Annotated in this window: 17 protein-coding genes; 9 read left to right on the forward strand and 8 right to left on the reverse strand. The window is 61.2% G+C overall.

Annotated elements, in window-relative coordinates; all coding sequences use genetic code 11:
• On the reverse strand, window positions 1-279 hold a 279-nt coding region (locus RAD10_RS25095; protein ID WP_461619596.1), incomplete at its 3' end, for a hypothetical protein.
• Between RAD10_RS25095 and RAD10_RS25100 the strand changes: the two genes are divergently transcribed.
• Complete coding sequence (locus tag RAD10_RS25100) at window positions 226-4,221, forward strand: beta strand repeat-containing protein (protein WP_461619597.1); 3,996 nt, start codon at window positions 226-228, stop codon at window positions 4,219-4,221. The two genes, RAD10_RS25095 and RAD10_RS25100, sit on opposite strands and share 54 nt — an antisense overlap.
• A gap of 245 nt (window positions 4,222-4,466) precedes the next feature.
• On the opposite strand, the gene RAD10_RS25105 is transcribed toward RAD10_RS25100, so the two are convergent.
• Window positions 4,467-4,733, reverse strand: a complete 267-nt coding sequence (locus RAD10_RS25105; RefSeq protein WP_461619598.1) for a hypothetical protein — start codon at window positions 4,731-4,733, stop codon at window positions 4,467-4,469.
• 561 nt (window positions 4,734-5,294) lie between these two features.
• Here RAD10_RS25105 and RAD10_RS25110 point away from each other — a divergent pair.
• Entirely contained in the window at window positions 5,295-5,588 is a 294-nt protein-coding gene (locus tag RAD10_RS25110) for a hypothetical protein (protein ID WP_461619599.1), read from the forward strand.
• 60 nt (window positions 5,589-5,648) lie between these two features.
• Here RAD10_RS25110 and RAD10_RS25115 read toward each other — a convergent pair whose 3' ends face one another.
• Window positions 5,649-6,386, reverse strand: coding sequence for a metallophosphoesterase family protein (locus tag RAD10_RS25115; RefSeq protein WP_461619751.1), 738 nt, complete (start codon window positions 6,384-6,386; stop codon window positions 5,649-5,651).
• Between the two features lie 613 nt (window positions 6,387-6,999).
• Between RAD10_RS25115 and RAD10_RS25120 the strand changes: the two genes are divergently transcribed.
• On the forward strand, window positions 7,000-8,430 hold the full coding sequence (locus tag RAD10_RS25120; protein WP_461619600.1) for an undecaprenyl-phosphate glucose phosphotransferase: 1,431 nt from the start codon (window positions 7,000-7,002) through the stop codon (window positions 8,428-8,430).
• A 42-nt stretch (window positions 8,431-8,472) separates the two neighbouring features.
• Here RAD10_RS25120 and RAD10_RS25125 read toward each other — a convergent pair whose 3' ends face one another.
• The 3 genes from RAD10_RS25125 to RAD10_RS25135 form a co-directional block, all read right to left on the reverse strand.
• On the reverse strand, window positions 8,473-8,760 hold the full coding sequence (locus RAD10_RS25125) for a hypothetical protein (protein WP_028141809.1): 288 nt from the start codon (window positions 8,758-8,760) through the stop codon (window positions 8,473-8,475).
• A 401-nt stretch (window positions 8,761-9,161) separates the two neighbouring features.
• Complete coding sequence (locus RAD10_RS25130) at window positions 9,162-11,393, reverse strand: Wzz/FepE/Etk N-terminal domain-containing protein (protein ID WP_461619601.1); 2,232 nt, start codon at window positions 11,391-11,393, stop codon at window positions 9,162-9,164.
• 32 nt (window positions 11,394-11,425) lie between these two features.
• Window positions 11,426-11,920, reverse strand: a complete 495-nt coding sequence (locus RAD10_RS25135; RefSeq protein ID WP_018323195.1) for a hypothetical protein — start codon at window positions 11,918-11,920, stop codon at window positions 11,426-11,428.
• A 699-nt stretch (window positions 11,921-12,619) separates the two neighbouring features.
• Between RAD10_RS25135 and RAD10_RS25140 the strand changes: the two genes are divergently transcribed.
• The 4 genes from RAD10_RS25140 to RAD10_RS25155 are packed head-to-tail and all read left to right on the forward strand — an operon-like array spanning window position 12,620 to window position 17,371.
• Window positions 12,620-13,822 carry an acyltransferase family protein gene (locus RAD10_RS25140; RefSeq protein ID WP_461619602.1) on the forward strand — a complete coding sequence of 401 codons (1,203 nt, stop codon included), beginning with the start codon at window positions 12,620-12,622 and terminating at the stop codon, window positions 13,820-13,822.
• A 7-nt stretch (window positions 13,823-13,829) separates the two neighbouring features.
• Window positions 13,830-15,167 (forward strand): hypothetical protein, encoded by a 1,338-nt coding sequence (locus RAD10_RS25145; protein WP_461619603.1) that lies wholly within the window; start codon window positions 13,830-13,832, stop codon window positions 15,165-15,167.
• Between the two features lie 9 nt (window positions 15,168-15,176).
• Window positions 15,177-16,283 carry an acyltransferase family protein gene (locus RAD10_RS25150; RefSeq protein ID WP_461619604.1) on the forward strand — a complete coding sequence of 369 codons (1,107 nt, stop codon included), beginning with the start codon at window positions 15,177-15,179 and terminating at the stop codon, window positions 16,281-16,283.
• Window positions 16,280-17,371, forward strand: coding sequence for an acyltransferase family protein (locus RAD10_RS25155; RefSeq protein WP_461619605.1), 1,092 nt, complete (start codon window positions 16,280-16,282; stop codon window positions 17,369-17,371). Before RAD10_RS25150 ends, RAD10_RS25155 begins: the two co-directional genes overlap by 4 nt.
• Before the next feature lie 54 nt (window positions 17,372-17,425).
• Here the strand turns inward: RAD10_RS25155 and RAD10_RS25160 are convergent, their stop codons facing one another.
• A complete protein-coding gene (locus RAD10_RS25160) occupies window positions 17,426-18,523 on the reverse strand; it encodes a glycosyltransferase family 4 protein (RefSeq protein WP_461619606.1) in 1,098 nt (365 codons plus the stop codon).
• Between the two features lie 268 nt (window positions 18,524-18,791).
• Between RAD10_RS25160 and RAD10_RS25165 the strand changes: the two genes are divergently transcribed.
• Window positions 18,792-20,249 (forward strand): lipopolysaccharide biosynthesis protein, encoded by a 1,458-nt coding sequence (locus tag RAD10_RS25165; protein ID WP_461619607.1) that lies wholly within the window; start codon window positions 18,792-18,794, stop codon window positions 20,247-20,249.
• 19 nt (window positions 20,250-20,268) lie between these two features.
• On the forward strand, window positions 20,269-21,630 hold the full coding sequence (locus tag RAD10_RS25170; protein WP_461619608.1) for a polysaccharide pyruvyl transferase family protein: 1,362 nt from the start codon (window positions 20,269-20,271) through the stop codon (window positions 21,628-21,630).
• Window positions 21,631-21,654: 24 nt separating this feature from the next.
• Here RAD10_RS25170 and RAD10_RS25175 read toward each other — a convergent pair whose 3' ends face one another.
• Window positions 21,655-22,776: an acyltransferase family protein gene (locus RAD10_RS25175; protein ID WP_461619609.1), complete on the reverse strand. Its 1,122-nt coding sequence runs from the start codon at window positions 22,774-22,776 to the stop codon at window positions 21,655-21,657.
• Window positions 22,777-22,890: the final 114 nt, after the last annotated feature.

Raw genomic sequence — 22,890 nt, forward strand, 5'->3', positions numbered from 1 at the left:
ACAGGCGGCGTCACCGTCAGTCTGAGCGCCGGCTCGGTCACGGGCGACGTCTCGGTCGGGCATGACACCTTCACGGGCGTCAACAGCGTCTATGGCAGCAATTTCGCCGATACTTACGACGCGACCGGCTTCATCGGCTTCAATTCTTTCCAGGGCCTCGCCGGCAACGACCTCATCACCGGTAACGGCAGCACGCAGCTGCTGTTCGCCAACGCGACCGGCGGCGTGACCGTCAATCTCGCAAACAGTACTGTGGACGGCGATAGTTCGGTAGGTCATGACACCATTTTGGGAGGGGTGACCAACGTCGCGGGATCGAACTTCAACGACACGATCACCGGTTCTGGTGGCAACGACCAGCTGTTCGGCAACGGCGGCAATGATCTGCTCCGCGGCGGTGCCGGCAATGACGGCCTGAACGGCGGTATCGGTGCAGACACCTTTGTCTACGCCACCGGCGGCGGCGCCGATACCATCGGCGACTTCCTGCAGACGGACGCCGACAAGATCGACCTCACGGGGATCCCTGGTGTTTCAACCCTTGCCGACATTCAGGCGCTCTCTACACAACAAGGGCCGAACACGGTCATCAACTTCGGCAATGGCGACACCCTCACGCTGCTGAACGTGACGCTGTCGAACCTCACGGCTGCCGACTTCATCCTGGGGCAGGGCGTGAATCTCACCGGCGACGCCGGCGCAAACACGCTGGTCGGCACCGCCTTTGCCGACAGCCTGAGCGGTCTAGGCGGCAACGATCGCCTAAAGGGCCTCGACGGCAACGATCTGCTCGACGGCGGCCTCGGCTTCGACCGCGCCGACTATGTCGCTGCAACGGGAGGCATTACCGCAAATCTCGCGGCAGGCTCCGTGACAGGTCCAGGGGTCGGCACTGACACGCTCGTGAACGTCGAGGGGATCGTGGGCAGCGACTATGCCGACACGTTCAACGCGACCGGTTTTGCGGGCGATACCGGTATTGCCGGCACCAATGTGGGCTTCAACGAGTTCGAAGGCCGCGGAGGGAACGACAGCATCACGGGCGCAATGAACAGCCTGGGCGCGCTCCTGACGCGCATCTCGTATGCCAATGCAACGGGCAGCGTGACCGTCGATTTGACGGCCCACTCGGCGACGGGAGATGCTTCGGTCGGTTCCGATACCTTGGTGGGCTCGGGCTTTGCGGGTGTTGTCGGCTCCGGATCTGGCGACCAACTGCTCGGCAGTGCCAATGGCCCAGGAACAGTGGAAACGTTCGAAGGCCGGGCCGGCGACGACTTCATCGACGGCCGGGCGGGCTTCGACCGGGCGGACTACGCGCTCGATCCGGCCGCACTGGGTGGGATCAACGTTCAGTTGGCCTCGGGAACCGTGACGGGCGACGCCGCGACGGTCGGCACCGACACGCTGCGATCGGTCGAGTCCGTGCGCGGCTCGAACGCGGCCGACGTCTTCAACGCCGTTGGCTTCAGCGGGGGCAGCCAAAATGCCGGTTCCAACCTGACCTTCAACGAATTCATCGGCATGGGAGGTAACGACAGCATCACCGGTAACGGCAACACGCGCGTTGCATTCACCAACGCCACCGGCGCGGTGACGGTCGATCTGCTGGCAGGTACTGCAAGCGGTGACTTATCCACGGGCAACGATACGTTCAGCGGCGTCAACGCCGTGATGGCCTCGATGTTCAACGACACCATCAGCGGCAGCGATATCGCCACGGCCACGGAGACCTTCACCGGACTTGCCGGTGACGACTTCATCGACGGCCGAGGTGGCTTCGATGTCATCAGCTACAACAACATCTACTTCTCTACGGGCCCGGTCACCATCAACTTCACAGCGGGCACCGCGACCGGCGACGGTTCGATCGGCAATGATACGTTCCGCCGAATCGAGGGTGCCCAGGGCACCACGTTCAACGATGTCTTCACGGCTACGAATTTCGGCGCCGTCGGCTTCCAGAACGGCGCAACCAACAACGTCGGCAACAACGGCAACTTCAACCAGTTCGAGGGCCTGGCCGGCAACGATGCGATCACCGGCAACGGTAACACCCGCATCATCTATTCAAGCGCGACCGACGCGGTGACGATCAACCTGCAGGCCGGGACCGCGGCCGGCGGCAGTTCTGTCGGCACCGATACCTATGTGGGCGTCAACAGCGCGACCGGCAGCAACCTCAACGACACCTACAATGCCACCGGATTCACCGGCGTGACTTCGGCCGGATCGTTCGGCACCTTCAACCTGTTCGAAGGCCTGCTCGGTAACGACACCATCACCGGCAACGGCAATACGCGGGTCTCGTATTCTCAGGCGAGCGGGGGCGGAGTTTCCGTCGATCTTTCGACGGGACTTGTGAGCGGTGCGGCCGGCGCAGACTTCATCACGGGAGGCGTCAACAGCGTCCAGGGTTCGAACCAGGCCGACACGCTCGTCGGCGGCTCGAATAACGAGTTCTTCTTCGGCGGCGGCAGTGGCGACACGATCAACGCAGGCGGCGGCAATGACGGCATCACCGGCCAGGGCGGCAACGATACGATCGACGGCGAGGCCGGCTCCGACATGGCGATCTTCTCGGGTACGCAATCGCAATACACCGTGACGACGGCGGGAACGATCCAGGTTCAAGACAATGTTGCGAACCGCGACGGCACCGACACCCTGACCAACGTCGAAGCGCTGCAGTTTAGCGACGCCATCGTGCTGCTGTCGTCGGGAGCTTCGGGCAGCCCGATCGACTTCTCGGCGCAACAGTTCTCTAACACGGCACCCGTGATCGGAACGGCTGGAGATGATTATCTTCGCGTCGGAGCCAACATCTTCGGACACGGGATCAATCTGGGCGCCGGGACGGGCGATACCGTCCTGCTTAACGGCATCTTCGGTAACGGTTACACGCTCAACCTCTCGGGTGTCGAAAACCTTGTCGGCAGCGGCAACGACGAGTTCGTCAACCTCACGACGACCGCCAACGGACTGGTCGTTGACCTCGGGGGTGGCAATGATCAGCTCAATCTCGCGGGCGGCGCCAACACGCTCAGCCTGATCGGTGTCGAGGGAGTCGGCGGGTCCGATTTCGGCGTGACGCCCGGCGTCAACGACGTGCTCACCCTGTCGACGATTGTCACAGGCGTGAACATCAGCCTCGGCAACGGCGACAATACGATGAATCTTGCCGCCGGCGCGAACTCGTTCGTGAACATCTACGATGTCAACCACGTGCACGGAACCGCAAGCGACGACACCTTGACTGTCACCGGCGCGATCGCCGCGGCCAACGGCGTCGCGGTCGACCTCGGCGATGGCGAGGATACGATCGTTCTCAACGGAAACTTCGCGGCATTCGCCGCGCTCGGCGTCGAGCACATCAACGGCAATTCAGGCGATAATTCAGTCAGCTTGACGAATACCGTCGACGGCATCGTCATCGACATGGGCGATGGAAACGATCTGGTGTCGCTCGCCAATGGGGTGAATTCGGTCAGCATCAATGGCGTCGAAAACCTCAACGGCAGTGATTTTACCGGCAATCTCAACCCGTCGGACGATATGGTCACGCTTCTGAACACCGTGTCCGGAGTGTCGGTCAATCTCGGCGAAGGGACGGAAAACGTCCTGAATCTCGCCGCAGGCAGCAATTCGTTCGACAATCTGTGGAACGTGAATCTGCTCAACGGGAGCTCGTCGGACGACATTCTGACGTTGCAGGGCAGCCCGGCGAACGTGATCGATCTCGGCGGCGGCAACGACACTCTGAACTTCAACGCGAATGTCTATGACATCACGGTGATCAATGTCGAAACCGTCAACGCCGCCGCGAATTTCGACAGGATCACGATCGGCAATGCGTCAGGTAACACGACGATCACTGCCGGCGCAGGTGCGGATGAGATCTTCGCCAGCGCGGGCCATGACAACTTCCGCTTCGTCAGCACCGCGGATTCCGCCGCCGGTGCCGCGGATACCATTCACAGTTTCGATGCCGACAATGACAGCTTTACGTTCTCGGGCATCAGCGTCGCTGGCGGTCACATCGAGTACGTGGAGAATGCGGCGCTGCTCGGTGCTAACCAGGCTTCGGCTCACCTGCAGAATTCCGGGCCGGGTAACGACTATCTTCAGATCGATATCGACGGCGACGGAACGAGCGATATGGACGTGAGCCTGCAAAATGTCACGGGCACGCTGCACAACGGCAACTTCCTGTTGGCCTAAGAGGGAACCCGCTTCGGAGCAGGCGTCGCCGGTCCCGCCGTCTGTCTCCGGAACCGTCGTCCCGGCAGTCACCGCCGGGATTTACGAGCTTCCGACCCGAGTGAAACCGTCGAAGCAATCGGCGCGCGAGCCCAAGCAAAAACCGCCGCCACCGGCTCTCCGGTGGATCGGCGGTCTGTAGTCGAAGGTCGCTGGGTCGAAGGTGGCTGGCCTCTCAGGGGGCCCTTAGCTAAGCGCTCCTGCGCTCACCGGACGTACCAATAGCCCCACCAGCGCTGGGACACTGGACGCGCCTGCGCCTTCATCGCCGCGACTTCCTCGACGGAGCGAAGCTGCGGACCGTAGACCGCGGGCGGATAGACGTCATCCCACAGCACGGCCCCGGTTTGGGCGTAGGCCGCCCGCTGATGTGCCGGCGCAAGTGCGAGCTCGGCGGCCGGCGCTACGGATGCTGTCAAAGCGAGGCCGAGAGCGGACAGGGCAATGGATGGAATAAGAGCGCGGACGGTCATTGGTTTGAACCCCTCGTAATATGAGATGCGAAATAATGCGACGGGTCCCGAATGGTTGCAAGGCCATGGATTGGCCGGTTGGCCCGAAATTTCCTGTTCGTGGGAAGGCGTGCCAGGTCCGTTCGACGGCAGCAGCCTTTGGACAGATCGGGATCGCAAGGGCATCTCTCTATATAGAGTGACTCTCATAGAGCGATCTTGATCGCAGCGGTCGATGCACGGGAGGTTGTGCCGCATGCACGTAAGAGGTCAGGCATGAACAATCTTTCGGCGCCCGAGGTCGGCAAGAATCATGATGTCGACACACTGATCGCTCTTGATGAGCCTCGGACTATCTAGGGCGACTCCTATGACTTCTGCATTCCTCTCCGCTTTCATTTTCGGCGCTGGCCTCACCTTGGGATACGCGCTACGCGCTTGGCGCGTGCAGCGAAGCCCTGCGAGCTCATCCCGCGGCGCCTCGCGCCGAATGACCGGACCGACTCCCACCTCGACGTTCGGCCACGCCCGACGAGCCTTTTAGGCAACGTCCGATTCGCTGGCGGGATCTCACTGGTACGAATGGGGCATGACGAGATGAGCGAACCCAAGAAGGATGCGCCGCGGCGTTACATCGTCGATGGCGCCGGACAACGCGTGCTTGTCGGGCTGACGATCTCGGAGACGGTCGAGTTCGAAGCGCTGGATAATCCGAGCACCCGCCCCGGCGCCGACTTGCTTGTCGAGGCGCGCCGTGTCCGCCAGGACAGACATGGGGAGCGCTGGCTGGAGCTTTACGTCAAGCACGAGCGAGCCTGGAACGATTGGATGGCTGAAACACGTGCGCGGCTGGAAAAGCCCCGCTTGCTCAACTAGATCCGCTCGAGGTCGATGCCATAGTCCGATAGGCGAGCCGTCGCGAACCAAGGCTCCACGTCATACCGCGAGCATGCGGCTGCCCTGGATGCTCATCAGGGTGAGGTTGCCGGTCGCATAGGCACCGGTGTCGATGTTGACGCGGTTCGCCATGAATTCGGCACTACGGACCGGCGTATGGCCATGCACGATATACTTGCCGAATTGCTCCTCGCTCCGCAGGAACTCTTCGCGAATCCAGAGCAGATCGCGCTCCGTCTGCTCGGCCAGCGGAACGCCCGGGCGAACGCCGGCGTGAACGAAGAAGAAGTCCCCGCAACTGAAGCTCAGCCGCAGATTGTCGAGGAATTCCAGATGCTCGGTGGGCATCGCCCGAATCAAATCGCGCAATATCGATGCCGGCTCATCGCGCTTCAGGTCCGGCGGCGCAAGCCCGTAGGACATCAGCGTCTGGGTCCCGCCGACGGCAATCCAATCCTCGAATAATGAGGGATCTTCGAACACCCTCACCAGAAATGCCTCGTGATTCCCTTTGAGGAAGACTGCGTTGCCCCGGCGGCTCCGTTCGATCAGGACGTCGAGGGTGGAGCGCGTATCCGGGCCGCGATCGATGTAATCGCCCATGAAGACCTCGACCGCGTAGCGCGGCCGGCTGCAGGCAACGTCGGCGTCGATCACCCGCAACATCGGCTGGAGCAAATGCGCACATCCATGAATGTCCGAGATGGCATAGATGCGGACTCCCTCCGGCAATTGCGGTTTGGGAATAGGCGGGCGTGGTCGGGCGAGAGATATCATGGCGCTCAATCGATCGGGTGGTCGAAAAATTTTCCCCAAGTCGCCGGCACCGGAGAGCTTCCATCTAACACGAACGAGGTGAATTCGGTGAGGGAGCGTCCTTGTTCTCCGGCTCGATCACGCCAAAAGAAGGGCGGCATTTTTTGCCGACCTTGTCATGCGACCGGCAGCGCGAATGGTCGGTCCGCAGGAATTGCATCGCTGAAGGCGAGAGTGCAGCAAAGATGCATGCCTGGGCGCAATTTCGCATCGCACGCCCAGATAGAAAATCATCGAAATTCTCGCAAATGACTCATTGTGCTTCGTCGAAGGATTGCATCGCCTGAAAGATGAGCGAAGAGGTGCTCGCGCGATGGCCAAGCATCGCGGCGGACGTGGAACTTGATTCAAAATAGGGCAACGCGTTCGCTCGTATGTCATCACTGTGACGACATTTTCAGCGCGTCGAATTTCGCTGCGCATTTCAACGTGACGCATGATCCGTGCGCCGCAAAAGTTTTGCGTGCAACGCCACAATGTCGCTGCGATCACTCAACACTTTCCGTGCGGGGCAGTGACGAGTCTTCAGCATCACGATGAGCGTCAGGCACACTCTCGATAGGCAGAGGTTCGAATGGCTGTTGCAACTTATGGTTCTGAAAACGCTCACGCGCTGTCGTCGACGCGAGGTGGCGCTCTTCAGAGGCCATTTCAAATCGTCGTCATGGCGGCTGACTTTCTGCTGATCTTGTTGAGCTATGCCGCCGGGGCTTCGCTGTACGGCGCCGCCGTCGCTTCGCCCACCGACGGCGCTTCGGTGGGAGCGGGGTTGTTTGTCGGCGTGGTGTTCGTCGCAGTCGCCTATTTCCGGGACGTCTATGCCACGCACCGGCTGCTCAACATCGTCTGGCAGCTTCGAAAGGCGGTGTTAATCTGGCTGACGTCGCTGACGATCCTTGCTGTTGCGGCCTTCCTGCTGAAATCAACCGACAATCTGTCCCGCGGCACCGTCATCGTGTTCGCCGTGATCGGCGGACTTGGTCTGGTCAGCCTCCGCTTCGTCTGGCAGGCGGTGTTCGGTACGAGCTTTGCGCGAAGCCGGTTGGTCGATCGCAAGGTGATCCTGCTCAGCCTCAAGCCGCTCGACTTCACCTCCAGCCGCTTCAAGGACCTGCGGAGGAATGGCTTCGATGTCATGCGCCATTTCGTGCTCGGCGACGAGCGGGATGATGGCCATTGGGAGCGGCAGATTCGCGACGTGATCCGTCAGTCGCGCTCGTCCGACGTCGATGAATACCTGCTTGCGATCGACTGGAACGAATTGCCGATGCTCCGCAAGCTCGGGCCATATCTGCGCGCCGTCCCGCAGCCGATACGCCTGCTGCCGGACGATCCGGTCGCCGATCTGGTGGCTCGTCCCTTCCTGCCGGTCAGTGGAACCGTAGCGGTCGAAATCCAGCGCCCGCCTCTCACCATTTTCGAGCGGTTGCAAAAGCGCTGTCTCGACGTCGGCGTGGCCCTGTTCGCGCTCGTAATCTTGACGCCACTGCTGCTCACCGTTGCCGTGCTGATCAAGCTGGACTCCCCGGGAGCCGTCATATTTCGCCAGTCGCGCCGCGGCTTCAATGGCAGGCCGTTCGAGATCTGGAAGTTCCGGAGCATGACCGTCTGCGAGAACGGCGAGACGATTGCCCAGGCGACCAAGCGGGATGCTCGGGTCACCAAGATCGGGCGCTTCCTTCGTATGACGAGCATCGACGAACTGCCGCAGCTCTGGAACGTGCTGCGCGGGGACATGTCGCTGGTTGGGCCGCGTCCGCACGCGCTGGCCCATGACAATTACTATGACGAGATCATCAGCAAGTACGTCTACCGGCATCACATGAAGCCAGGCCTGACCGGCTGGGCCCAGGTGAACGGGTTCAGGGGGGAAACGCCGACGATCGATCTGATGGAGAAGCGGGTCGAATATGACGTCTGGTACGTCAGCAACTGGAGTATCTGGCTCGACCTGAAGATTATGGCCCGGACGGCGTCCGCAGTGATGTTCCAAGAAGCATACTAGTCGTTCAGTTTCTTCACTGTCCGGAACCGGATCCTCGGGGGATCAGGTTCCGTCTCTCGACGACCTGCTGAAGAGCCGCATGATCGCGTCGCGCAAGGCAAGCAACGGCGGCACCAGCACGAAGAAAGCTCCCATCGCAACGGAAACGATGACATGGCGGATCGAGAAGGGTTCGTCCTGCTCGATTTCCCTTTGACTCGGATCGATGGGCGCGGGTGAGAGCGTCGTCGCCATCGGCTGGGGACGCGGCTTGCGCGGGGGAACCACGATCAACACGAACAGGATGTTGAGCAGAACCCAAATAGTCAAAATCGTCAGGACGATCAGCATTCCGATCCCGCCGGAAATGAACGACAAATATCAGCCGAGGTTAGCCCTAGGGAACCCAGAAAGAAAGATGCCCAAAGTTTCAGCATTTTGAAGCATCGAGGACCGGATTGTCTCGTCTTACCGATGAATGGTTGCCAATTGGCGCACTGTCCTAGCCATCGTCGCCTTCGTCAATCCTTGCTTTTGGCTAGAGCAATAACTGCAAGTTGTGGATTCCGGACGAATACGGAGGCCTCGGCAGTCCGAGGCGGGCTTGGCGCAATCCTCCGTTTCGTGTGCGAAGGCGCACACGCTGCTCTTCAGGCGACAGTTCCGACGAACGCAGAAAAAAGGCCCGCTGCCAAATGGCAGCGGGCCCGATGTCTTTACAAGTTCGGCTGAGCGCGGCGCCGCGCCTCCGCCTAGGCATGCTCGACGTAATAGCTGTTGTGGTGCTTGCCCTTGTACGCCTCGATGCGCTTGAGCATCTTCGGGTTGGCGCGGTTGAGCACGGCGCCGAGCAATTTCTTCTGCAGGACTTCCGACCCGGAAACCGACTCCTGAAGGGCGCTTCGTGTCGTCTGCCCCCACTCGATTACATAGACCATGGCATCGATCAGGAAGCTGACGGCCTTTGAATCCGCCACCGGCATCACCGGGGCAAGATCGATCACGATGTACTCGTAGTGCTCTTTCAGCACCTTGAGCAGATCGGCCATCGCCTTCGATCCAATGACGTCTGCCGAATTGACCATGCGGGAGGCCACGACGGACGGCAGGAAATCCAGGCCCGTTTCCTTGCTTCGCTGCACATGGTAGCCGAGACTGGCCGGATCGCTGAGCGCCTCTACCAGTCCGCTCTTGGCGTTCGGCGCGAGCTCTCGCGTGAGCGAGCGCGTGTGCAGATCGCCGTCGATCAGGACCGTGCGATGCCCGGTGAGGGCGATCAACTGGGCGAAGTTGGCCGCTACCGTCGTCTTTCCTTCCTTGGGAAGGGACGAGACGATGCCAATCACCTTGATCTCGCGGGTCAGGCGCGCAACGTCGATCGATACCTTGATGTTGCGCAACGTCTCGGCAAACCGCGAGAATGGATGGTCGACGACGTAGCGGGACAGATCGGGTGGACCGGTCTTCGCGGACGTCGAAAGCAACGCGCCGGTCTTCGTCGGCGGACGAATGTCCGGCAGGACTCCGAGGCACTTCACGCCGAGCTCGTCCTCGACCTCGCCAGGGGTCCGCAACACGTCGCTGAGCAGTTCACGGGCAAAGGCGGCGCCGAAGCCGAGGCACAGGCCGCCCACGAGGCCTCCCACCAGCGCCAGGACCGTACGCGGTGAACTCTTGCGATCCGGCTTGGCGGCGGTGCTGATGAGGCGCGCCTCGCTGAGCGGGAAGCTCTGATTCTGCGTGGCGCTTTGCAGCTTCTCGAGGAAGTTGTTGTAGAGGTTGCGGTAGGTGTCCGCGGCGCTTTCGAGATCGCGCAGCTTGACTGCAGCCTGGCCGGTATCGCCGGCCTGGGCGACGAGTTCCTTTACGTTCTTCTCGAGCGAGGCTTCTCGGCTCTTTGCGATCTCATAGTCGCTGCGATAGGCGTCGCCGATCCGATGCAGCTCGTCGGCGATGTTCTTGCGCAGCTCCTCCATCTTGTTGGCCAGATTGACCGCAGCAAGATGTTGCTTGCCATAGCGCCTCGACCAGTCGGCATACTGGGCCTGGAGGTCCAGATATTGCGCGCGCAGGCGGGTGATGACCGAGTTATTGAGAGCATCGGTCACCGTCGATTGTGCGACGTCCTGGTCCGAAATCGCGGTGATCCGGTCGAGCCGGGCCTTGGCTTCGGCCGTCGACGCCCGCGCTTGAACCAGCTGGGTGTTGAGGTCCGACAATTGCTGTTCGGACATCAGGCCGCGGCTGGTTCCGACGATGTTGTTTTCGGCCTTGAAGGTCTGCACGGCGCGGTCGCTGGCCGTTGCTTGCTCGCTCAGCTCGATGCTGCGCTGCTGAAGCCATTCGGTCGCCCGCTTGGTGGACTGATATTTGGCTTCCAGCGCGCCGACCAGGTAAGCATTGGCGATGGCGTTGACGATCTTCGCGGCCTTGTCGGGGCTTCGCGAGCGATAGTTCAACGACAAGACATAGGTCGTCAGGACGCGCTCAGTTCTCAGGCTCTTCTGAACTGCCTCGACCACGGCGTGCTCGAGTCGCTCCTGCGAGGCCGGTTCGCCGGAGCTAAACAGCGACATGAACTTGCCGAGGACGATGGAGAGCAGGCCCGGATTGGAGCCATTGAACTCCGGATCGTCCGTCAGCTTCAGGCGGCGGACGACCGAGAGGATCAGGTCGTCCGAGTTGATGACTTCAACCTGGCTATCGACGTATCCGGTATCGATGAGGGCGCTGTTGGCGTTGCTGTCCTTGTCCAGCACCTGCGCCTGACGGGTATCCATCATGATGCGGGCATTCGCCGTGTACATGGGCTGCGCCATGATCAGATAGACGAACACCAGCGCCAGCGAAGCGCCGGTGCACACCGCGATGATCGGCCATTGCCGGCGCAGGACATCGGCCACGCGTTCGAAGCTGAGGACTGCTCCGCCGAATTCGATGCCGAATCTGTGGCCCGACGGGAAATGTTCTCTAGGCTGATACATTTGTTAATTCGCTGCCTTTTGACGATCGCTGATCAATTCGGAAGGGGGACGGGCTTGAACGGGTTGGCCAGCTTGGTCTTCCACTCGCCGTCGAGCAGCGCCCCGCCTCGGGGCGGTTGCGCACGGCCCTTGTCTTGCGATTGGGCCTGGGCGCCGGAGGCGTCCTCTCCGGCGGCGGAATAACCTGCTTGCACGTTGAGATCGCCGATCCGCTGCGTGAAATCCCTGATCTTGCGCGCAGCGTCTGGCTTCGTCGACGTGCACCGCCCTTCGGCGATCCTCAACGCGGCGCCAATGGCTGAACGGTCGGTTGAAGTCGACGCCGAGATGAGGGTCTGCACGGACGGCAACACCGACGGGTTCGTGGCGATAAAGGTGGCGAGCCGATATCTCAGCTTCTCCTTGTCATTGCGCAGCTGCTCCAGAAGCGAGGAGGGCGATTTTACGAACGTGTCGAGTTGGAGCTGCGAGGCACGATCCGTAAATTCGACGCACTGGGCGCGGCAAGCATCGATGCTCGACACCATCAAGGCAGAACCTGCCAAGACGATCGGTAGCCATCGCGATCTCGCAAGACGACGTCTTAGTCCGCAACCCATCCGTGTCCCTTCCTCCCTGTTGCAATAGGAGAACACCCGAAACCTGGCATGCAACTGTGTCAATTTTTGTGCGGCGCAAAAGCTGGGTGCGTGTGCTCGACGACAACGCGTGCATTGCCTGTTTCCCGGTCGGTTGCAAAATGAAGATATGCAATGCCTGCGAGATCGGCATGCGCGCGCCTAGGAATGTTGCAAACTGAAAACATAAGAGGCGTTGAAAGTCGAAGTGTAGCGAGCACGCGTCGCAAAACCGACACAAGTCGTCACGCGACTCATTGTTCCCCGCTTGCGAAAAATTATCAGTGCAATATGTGCGGCATCGTGCACGCGGAGAGATCAACGCCTTCGCGGTCGACTTGATCGCAACAGCGCCGAATTTCGCGCACACTTTGCACGCAAATACTCGCAATCATCACGTCCGAATTGATTTGCGCGCCGACGCACTTCGATCTCAAGCAAAAAGTGGCGTGAACTTGGCGCTCGCATGTCCGAATGATCTGCGAGCTTTGAAATTATCGTCGACCCTCATGCGTCGAATGCGAGTCCGCGATCGCAGAGATTGAACACGCGCAAGACCTGATACACACTGCTGCGGTGCAATAGCTACGGAATGTTGATGTGACGGAGATGGTTCATCGTGAGAAGGCGCATGTCCTGCCGCTCGATAGCATTCGGGGGATCGCCGCGACGTCGGTGGTGATTCACCATCTCCTGCTGATGCCGACTTTCCTCGCGGCGTTCCCGCACAATGCGTGGATTAATTGCTCGTTCTTCAGAAGCTCCTGGCTGCTGGTCGATCTTTTCTTTGTTCTCAGCGGGATCGTCATGTCGCTCAGCTACGTCGAAAGCGACTTCGGGCGCTTCTCGCTGCGCGAGTTCATGGTGCGGCGCCTGGCGCGGGTCTATCCGCTGCACATCGTCATGCTGATGGCAAATCTTCTGTTTCGCCTCCTGCGGATCGGTCTGGTCATGGCGGGTGTCGTGGTGGCCGCGCCGGCGGCGTTCGAAGTGAACAATGCCTATTCCTTCGGTCTCAACGTCCTGCTGCTGCATTCGATGGGGTTCATCGACTATCTCAGCTGGAATGCGCCGAGCTGGAGCATCAGCGTCGAGTTCTACACGTATCTGGTGTTCGGCCTGATCGTGCTGCTTGCCCAACGCATGCGTTCCCTGCTCTGGTTCTACGTCCTCTGCGGGGCGCTTGCGATCGGCAGTCTGGTCTTCATCATCTTCGTGCTGGACAAGAGGAGCCTCGGGCTTCAGACCGACTTCGGCATCCTGCGCTGCTTCGTGAGCTTCTTTCTGGGCGTGCTGACGGTGAGGATCGTCGATCGCCTGCCGGCCAAGCCGGGCCCTGCCGTGCAGGGCGTGCTGCAGTTCGCCGCCATGATCGCGAGCATCGCTCTGGTGTCCCTGGCGGAGACCAATCCCGCGGCAACCTTCCTCGCGCCGGTGACGTTCGCGATCTTCCTCGGCAGCCTGCTGGCTTTTCCGAATGCGCTGCTGGTGCCGCGGATGCTGGTGGCCGGGCCGCTGGTCTGGCTCGGGAAACGTTCCTACTCCATCTACATGGTGCACGCGCTCGTGGTGCTACTCGCTGAATATTTCGTACGGGCCGTGGGGGCGGGGCGGATCGCCGTTCTGGATTCGGTCTGGGCGGGCCTGCCGGCCACGCTGAATCTCGTCGTCTCGCTGGCTGCCGTGCTAGCGGTCTCGCACTTCACTTATCTCTACATCGAAATTCCCGGCGGCAAGTTCATGCGAAATGTGCTCGGAAGCCGTCGGGATTTCGCGCGATCCCCCGCGCCATCGGCGCGGCTGACGAACTGAGTCGGTCATGAGCATCCTCGCACTGCAACGGCCGCGGCTGATCCTGATCAGCCTCAGCATCGAGGCGATCGCGCTCGGGGTCTATCTGGTCCGCGACGCCTTTGGCGGCGTGATCCGCTATTACACCAGCATCTATCACATGGATGCGCTCTGGTATCTGCCCGATGCGGTCGCGCTTGCGTGCCTGATCCAGTTCATCGTGCATTGCATCTTGCGCAATCGCAGCACCCTGGCCCTGTTGGTGTTGGTCCAGATCATGCTGTCGCTCGTGCTTGGCTATTTCATGATGGGAACGGCAAACGCGGCGATCTCGTCCTTCAAGATGATGCTGCCGGTGTTCGTCGGCTTCTGCTTCTGTGATTCGAGTCTCGGCTCGTACAAGAAGCTGCTTTCGGTCATCGCCGTGACCTTCTACCTCTCGGTCATCGGGGTGTTGCTGACGAAATTCTACCTCATGCCCTGGGTCGGGTATAAATATGAGTCCTTTGGCGCGGTTCGGGAGGCGGGCCGGCTGTGGTGGGCCTATGGCGGCGACGATCAGCGCCTCATGGGTTTTGCGGCCGACAACACCATGGCCGCCTTCTTCATTCTCGTGTCGTTCGCGATCACCTCGATTCGCAAGAGCACGACGTGGTGCCTTCTGTTCGGCTCGCTCGCGGTCTATGTCATCAAGCTGACCACGAGCAAGACGACGATGATCGTCCTCGTGCTCTATCTGCTCCTGCTCGTGTTCGTGCGTATGCTGCCGGAGAAGTCGCGCTTTCCCGCAATCAGGGGCATCGCGCAATGGTCCTTTGCCGCGATCTTCGTTCCGTTCTTCATGATCGTGATCGCTTCCGGCACCGCCGCCGTCCCGCACTCGACCCTGTTCAGCATCGTCGATCGCATCAACAACAGCTGGCAGTTGCCGTTCGTCTACATGAACCAGCTCATGCCGATCGGTCTGGTGACGGGCTGCGGCGCGGGCTGCTTCAACTATCCGCAGAAGCTGTTCTCGCCGCTCGCGCACTTCTGGGTGCCCGTCGACAATTTCTACATCGGGACCTACCTGATGTTCGGTCTGCCGTTCGTCGCGTTCATGGTGATGGTGTTCAGGGCGACATTCGGAGCGACGGACGTGTACAAGCTGACGCTGATCTTCGTCGTCAACCTGTTCACGATCACGGTGTTGAACTACGGCCCGGCGTCCGGCCTCCTGATCATCGCATTGAGCTTCAGCGACGTGTTTTCGCGCCGCGCGGCCTCCGCACGGGCGGGCGACGCCGTGCCGATCGTCATGCGGCCGCCGATGCCGTCATTGGAAGGCTTCCGCCCGGACATACCGGCGGCGAGCGGAAGCAGGTGAGAACGAATAATGCATAAACGGCTCGCATTCATCGACACGCTGCGCGGCATTGCCGTGTTGTCGGTCCTGGTCCAGCATGTGTTCGAGGTGATCGTCGAGAAGCACCCGACGGGCGCCTATTACTGGCCCATCCACGATTTGTTCGGCTACTACATGAACTTTGGCCGGTTCGGCGTGGTGTTGTTCTTCTTCGTCAGCGGCTTCGTCATTCCGTTCAGCTTCCCGGACAGCGCCACGCCCGTGCGGGATTTTTCGATCAGCCGCTTCTTCCGGCTCTACCCGGCCTACTGGACTTCGCTCGTGGTCGGGCTCGTGACGATGCAGCTGATGGATTCGAAGATCTATCCGCTCGGGCAGATCGCCGCGAACGTGACGATGTTGCAGACCTTCGTGAACGTCCCGAACCTCTGGGTGTTCTATTGGACGCTGGCGATCGAGCTGCTGTTCTATGTCGGATGCACCATTCTCTTTGCGATGGGGCTGCTGAACCGGCGCCTCACGGCGGTGACGATCGTCGTTGCGGCCGCGCTGGTCGGAACCACTGCTGCTCTCGCGGTGGAGAACAGGGCGGTTTCCTCGGTGATGGAGGTCGGGCTGAATCTGTCGGCGATGTTCCTGGGCAAGATCATCCGCGACACCGTCATCGGCGGAAAGCTGCGATGGTCCCACGTGGCGGTCTGCACGCTCCTGTATGCGATCTTCGCCATCACCCTGGCCGACCGGCGATTCGGAGGCGTGTACCACGAGAACTTCTTCTACAGCTATTCGATCGCATCGGCCTATGTCTGCGCGGCGCTCGTCTTCATCGGCTTTGCCGTGTTCGGTGAGAGAATGGCGTGGCGGCCATTGGCATTCGTCGGCGTGATCAGCTATTCGGTCTACCTGATGTCGCCGTTCGTGCTCGTCTTCATCCATCGCCTCGTGTGGTTCGGCGACGGGCCGCTCGGATGGTCGATCTTCATGGCCCTGATCCTGGCGTTGTCGATCCTCGTCAGCTGGATGACGTTTACATTCGTCGAGAAGCCCAGCATCGCCTTCGGACAAAGGTTCCGATCAGCACGGCGAAAGAAAGTCGTTCTTGAGCCCGCCCTCAGTACTCAGGGTGCTGCAGAGTGAGTAACGCGCTGCACCAGCCGGGCGCCGCCTACGACGGATCGTTCGTTCCCTCGGTCCAGGGGCTTCGGGGGATTGCCGCGCTGAGCGTGCTGATGGATCATTTCTACGACATGCCGAAGGGAGGCATGTACGACATCCCGGATCCCGGCTTCCTGCCGCCGCTCTGGCTCTGGCTGCAATCGGTGATCAATGTCGGCGGGCATGGCGTCGAGCTGTTCTTCATGATCAGCGGCTTCCTGATCCCGGCGAGCCTGGTGCGGCACGGCTCGCTGCCGCGGTTCTTCTTCGACCGCGTCCTGCGCATCATGCCGGTGTTCGTCGTCCTGCATCTTGCGCTGTTCGCGATTGGTCCGATCGTCGGCTACAAGTTCTTCCGGGGCATCGATCTGACGAGCTATCTCGGGATTTTCGCGGCCAATCTGTTCTTCGTGCAGGACGCGCTTGGCTTGCCCATTGCCCAGCAGAATGCCTGGACGCTGACCTATGAATGGGCATTCTACATCTGGTTTGCGCTGACATTCTCGATGTGGCGCGGCGGGGGCAAGCTGCTGGCGGCGCCGCTGATCCTGCTGGGTCTGGCCTGCCTGATGCACTGGCCGATCACGGCGTTCTTCTGCATCGGCATGCTGTTCAGCGCCACCGGGTTTCGCATCTCCATTCCCGGACGGGTCGGCCTGCTCGCGGGCCTCGTCTGCGGAGCTGCCCTGTATGCGAGCCTCGTGCTGTTTCACCCGTTCGTGGGGCTTCTTCCCGGATTCCTGCTGTTCGGCATGGTGCTTGCCCCGGAGTCGGGCCTTGGCAGGGCTCTGAGCGCCCCGGCCCTGCAATATGTCGGCAAGATCAGCTACAGCCTCTATCTCGTGCATCCCTTCGTGCTCTTCCCGTTGCAGGTGATCGGCCTGAAGCTGGTTGCCGCGGGCGCCGATCGCTGGCTGCTGTGGGCCGCCTTCATCGTGCTCGGGCTGGTGATGTCATTGGTCGCAAGCGCGATCAGCTATGAGCTGATCGAGGTCAGGCTGAGGCGCCTGCTGGACGGTGCGATCCGCGGCATGTTCTTTCGACCGCTGAAGGTCGGGCAATCGGTTTGAGCGACCGCGTGCCCTGTCGCTGGTGACTATTCCATTGCCGACATCGGGTCGCGGTCAGCTCACGGTACGGCCTGCGAGCTTGTGATAGGACCCCAGCAGCTGTTCGGCGATGTGGTCCCAGTTCAAAATGCCGGCCGCGGTCTGCTGTGCGCCATCCGTCAATGTCGCGGCAAGTGGCTTGGAGGTCAGCACGCGTTCGAGTGCATCGGCCAATGCAGTGGCATCCCCTGGAGGAACCAGCAGCCCGTTAACGCCGTCGGTGACGACGTCGGGAATGCCGCCGGTGGCGCTTGCAACGACGGGACGAGAATTGCCGTAAGCGGAGGCAAGCACGCCGCTCTGCGTTGCATCCTTGTAGGGCAAGGCGACCACGGTGGCGGATTGAAACAGCTGTCCGGTGTCCGCAGGCGAAATGTAGGCGTTGATGGTCTTGACCGTCGGCATCGCTTCCATCCGCGCGCCGAGCCGTGTCATCTCGGGTCCGCGCCCGGCGACGATCGCCTCATGCGCCACACCGCGCTTGGCCAACATGTCGATCGCGTCGATGAAGACGTCGAGGCCCTTGTAGGCCCACATTCGTCCAAAAAACAGGATGCGAGCGGCTTCGGGCGCGGTGACCGCATCTCGGGCCGGTGGAACCATGAGCACGCCGTGCATGCTTGAGACCGTTCCGCCCTTGAAGTTGGGCGAGGCGCGACGAAAATCCGCAATACAGCTCTCGCCATGGGTCGTGACGATCGACGCGGCGGCGCGCATGTGTTCGCGCCAACCGTCTTCACGTGGCGAGGTGCCGGAGCCGCCTTCCGAATGCGGAATAGCATCGTGAACTGTGAGCACCAGGGGGATGCCGAGGGGTCGAAGGAACTGAATCAGCTTGGACGTATAGATCTCCGGAACTTCGTGACAATGAACGACGTCCGGACGAAACGAAATTATGTCGAGGAAAGAAGCCGGGATGCCGATCACGCCGCCGCGGCGCAGGCTCAAATCGCGAACCCGGGTCTCGAAGGGAGCCGCCACGGCGATGTCGGCCAGTTCCCATTGCTGATTGGCGTCCTTGCGGTTGAGCACGAGCCTGACGTCGCAATGATGAGCCAATCCCGACGCGAGGCGGTAGGAATATTCCGCAAAATGCGGTGCGTAGATCGCCACACGCAAGCGCCTGGAATTGGGGATAGAACGCGGGGCCGGCGAATTCATCAAGGCATCCATTTTGCATCACATCGCAGAGAGCGATTGGAGTGTAGTCCACGATTTGAACTCACTTCCACTCTAAATCGGAATCGTGATGGCGCTCATCTGATTGCCATCACTCCGTCGTATTGTAGCGAGCAATCAGTCGCCGTTGTGAGCGGCGACAAGCGGTGGCGTGTCATCATCATTGTCGCGTCGTCTGGATCGGAATTGGGTCGAATTGTTGATGAATGTCACTCGAGGCAGGCAACATCAGGTCGTGGTGGCGCTGTTTTGGTCGCTCGCGCAGAATTGGGGCGGCCGCGCATTGTCGTTCGTGCTGTTCCTGGTGCTGGCACGGCTGCTCGATCCCGCGGATTTCGGTCTTGCGGCGCTGGTCGCCTTTATCCTGCTGCTTTTGAGCTCCATCGCGGAATTCGGCTTCGGTGATGCATTGATCCAGCGGCGGACGCTCGAGCCCGCCGATGTGACGCTGCCGTTCTTCTGCTCGTTTGCAGCCTCAGTTCTCCTGGCCGTTCTGATCGCATTGCTCGCGACGCATATCGAGCATTGGTTCGACGTAAAGGGGCTGGCGCCGCTGCTGACGGCCGCCAGTCTCTCGCTTCCGATCGGTACCGCGACCCTGTTCCAGGAGGCGCTCTACAAGCGCCAGATGGATTTTCGGGTGCTCGCGGTCAGGACCATGGTGGCGACAGCCATCTCCGGCGTCGTGGGGATCGCCTGTGCCTATGCAGGGTTCGGCGCCCTCAGCCTCGTGATCCAGGTGGTCGTTCAGAGCGCGATCAGCGGCTTGTGGCTCTGGAGCCAACCGCGATGGTTGCCGATGCGCGGCTACGATCTGAAGAGCTTTCGCGAGCTCTCCGGCTACAGCATCCACGTCATGCTGAACAGGCTGCTGGACTTCGCCATCGTTCGGACGATCGACATGATCATCCTGTCGCTCTATGGCGTCGCCGCGCTCGGCATCTACACGGTCGGCGCGAGGGTCTACATCATCCTGATGCAGTTGCTCACCCAGGCGGTCATGGACGTGGCGCTGAGCGCCTTGTCCAAAATCGCGCACGAGCGGGACCGCATCGCCGGCGCCTATTTGCGCAGCGTCAGTCTCGGCGCACTGATCGGATCTCCGGTCTTCGTGCTCCTCGCGGCGATCGCGCCCGAGTTCTCCCTGCTGCTGTTTGGTGCGAAGTGGGGTGGCAGCGAAGCGGTGATGCGGCCGCTGATGCTGATTGGCGCGGTCCAGACGGTGCAGTTCGTCAACAGCGCCTATTTTGGCGCTCTGGGCAAGCCGAACTACGTCTTTCTACTCAACATTCTCAAATTCTCTACGGTCGTGCCGGCAATGTTCCTGCTTCCCTCGCGCGACATTGGTCAACTGGCCACGATCTTCGCGTTCTCGCAGCTCGTGGTGACCCCCGTCACGTTTGCGCTGGCGCTCCGGCTGCTGGGCTTGAGCTGGCGTCAGTTTCTGCGTCCCATTGCGGGATGCCTTTGCGCCATCGCTCTGGCCTACGGCGCGGTCGTGCTGTGCCGGGAGGCGACGCCGGGCATGAACCCGTACTTGCGGATTGGACTGCTGTCGTCCTGTTTTGGCGCGACTTACCTGACAGGCATTCTGCTGTTCTGGCGGAAGCAGCTCCTTTCCCTGATTGATTTCGTCGTGAAGCGCGGTGCGACCGCTTGATGAAGACGAGGAGGATGTCGTGAAGCAACTGATCCCGGTGCCCGTACGCAGGCAGCTCCGAGGCTGGCTCAACAGCGCGAAGAATACGCCGTTGGCACTCGATCTGCTCGAGCTGCGCAGATGGCAGATCGCCCGGAGGGACGTCGGCGTCAACGCCGCGCCGCGCAACACTCCGCGCCGGCTCGTCGTGCTCCCCTCCGATCCCTGGAGCGTTCGTCAATCGCGCGGCGATGAGGCGATGATCGAAGCGGCCACTGGGGAAGTGAAGAAGACCTATCCGAACCTCGAGGTCTACATCGTCACCGCTACCGCAGCGGCCAGTGCGGACGTGCGCGCGATGGGTTTCAAGCCCCTCGAACTCTGGCGTCAGCCGTTCTCATACGAGACGGTCGCGCAGGAGCTGTCGCTCACCAAGCCGGATTTCGGACTGGTTCTGGGGGCCGACGTGCTCGACGGCTATTATTCGCCGGTGGATGCCGCGCGCATGCTGCTCGTGGCCGACCTGATGGCTGCGTTCGGCGCCAAGGTCAGCGTGCTCGGCTTCAGTTTCAACTCCCGCCCGGCGAAGGCGCTACGCGAGGTGTTCCGGCTGCTGGACCCGGGCGTGGTCCTGAATCTGCGCGATACAGTATCTCTTCAGCGTTTCGACGATTTCGCGCGGAAACGCGCCCGTCTGGTCGCCGATGCGGCGTTCATGCTGACGCCGCGGGCGGATACGGCCGCAGTGAAGCAGATCGCGACGACGATCGCACGACAGCGCGAGCAGGGTCGCAAGGTCTTCGTCTTCAACATTCATCCGATGTTGTTCAAGAAGCCGGAACCGGCCAAGCTGCGGCAAATGATAGAGCTCGCCGCGGGCGCCATGGAGCGGCTGTCTCGCGAGCACAATGCAAGTTGGTTGTTGCTCGCTCACGACTACCGCCCCGAGATCGCCGACGACAATTGCCTACGACCGCTGGCGGACCGCCTGAAGCCCACGCTCGGCGATCACGTGCATCATATCGATCAGGCGCTGTCGGCGGGCGAGATCAAGGCCGTAGTCGGTCTGGTCGACGGCGTGATCACCGGCCGCATGCATCTGGCGATTGCGGCGCTGGGGCGGGGAACGCCCGTCGCAGCGATTACCTATCAGGACAAGTTCCAGGGCCTGTTTGCGCACTTTGGCGTCAGCGAATCGCTGTTGCTGTCGCCGGCCCAATTCCTGGTCGACGACAGTTTTGAGAAGTTTGTGCTGCAGTTCCTTGGCACGCACGAAGCCGTCGGTGAGAAGGTACGTCAGATGCTGCCGGATGTCATGGAGCTGTCCCGCGCCAACATCGCACCGCTGCTGGGCGAGAGCGCGATGCGGACGGTGCAGGAGGCCGGCGGCAAGGTCGCCTGAGCGCCCTCATGTCGCCGGCAGGCGTCAGTTGACCGCCCGCTCGGTGTTTTCAAAGCGCACGGGGGTGTCGGCTGCGGCCGGCTTGCGCGAGGACGTGGCACCAATGTCGGCCCAGCGGTTGATGAAGCGCCGCGCCGGATTTTCGAAGTAGGCGTAGGTGCGGTCCGCGGCGATGGTCAGGACCGCGCAACACGCCAGGGCGAACAGGCCGAACTGATCAGGACGCAGTCCGAGCCAAATCCACAACGGCTTGAACACGGCAATGAGAATGGCATCGTGTAGCATGTAGATCGCATATGAGGTGTTGCCGAGCCGTCCGAGCAGGCGGGCGCCCGGAAACTCCTTGAAGGCGCTTTCGCCGACCGCCGTGAGCAGGATGGCGCAGGAGAACAGCAGGATGGCGAGGTCCGGCTTGGCGAAGACGTTGAGGACGAGCACGGAGAGGCCGAACGTGCCGATGCCGGCGAAGATCATCCGCTTGTGCCGGTAGGGATGCGACATCCGGAATAGAATGGCGAGCAGGATACCGTTCAGGAAGCTCGGCAGCGCGCGGAGCATCCCGTAGTCGAAATTGGCGCCATACATCTGCGACCGTTCCTGCCAGAGCGGCAAATGGCCGTGGGCAAGGACCAGATAGAGCGCGGCTACGATCGCGCCGAGCACGATCGGTTGCACCTTGCGTGCAAGCAGCATCAGCAGTGGAAAGATCAGATAGCAGAAGAACTCCGCGCTGATCGACCAGGACGGCGAGTTGAAGCTGAGATGATCGGTGACGCCCCACGCCTGGAGCAGCAGAAGGTTGTACAGGAAGTCCAGCGGGGTCGAGCGAGCCGTGCGCTCCAGGCCGACGCCGATGAGCACCACGAAGATGAGCAAGCTCAGCAGATGCAGCGGATAGATCCGCGCAATACGCCGAATCATGAACCGGGAATAGGCCGCCACGCCACGCGCGTCGGACGGGTAAGAATAGGAGATCACGAAGCCGGACAGGATGAAGAACATGTCCACGAACAGGCCGTAGGACCCGTTCCAGGCCGGCGAAATGCCCGTGTCGATCAGCTTCAGGTGGAAGATGAAGACCCCGAGCGCGGCGACGAAGCGGTAGAAGTCGAGAACGACAAAACGTCTTGCTTCACTTGCTTCCATCGGGCCTCGGAGTCCTTGCGCGGTTCGTCTCGCTTCTAGAGACGAATTGTGACGCAAGTTCGCTGGATGGAGCGGGGAAGGTGGCGTGATCGCGGATCGGTCGGCCTCGAGTTC

The organism is Bradyrhizobium sp. 23AC, assembly GCF_054863025.1.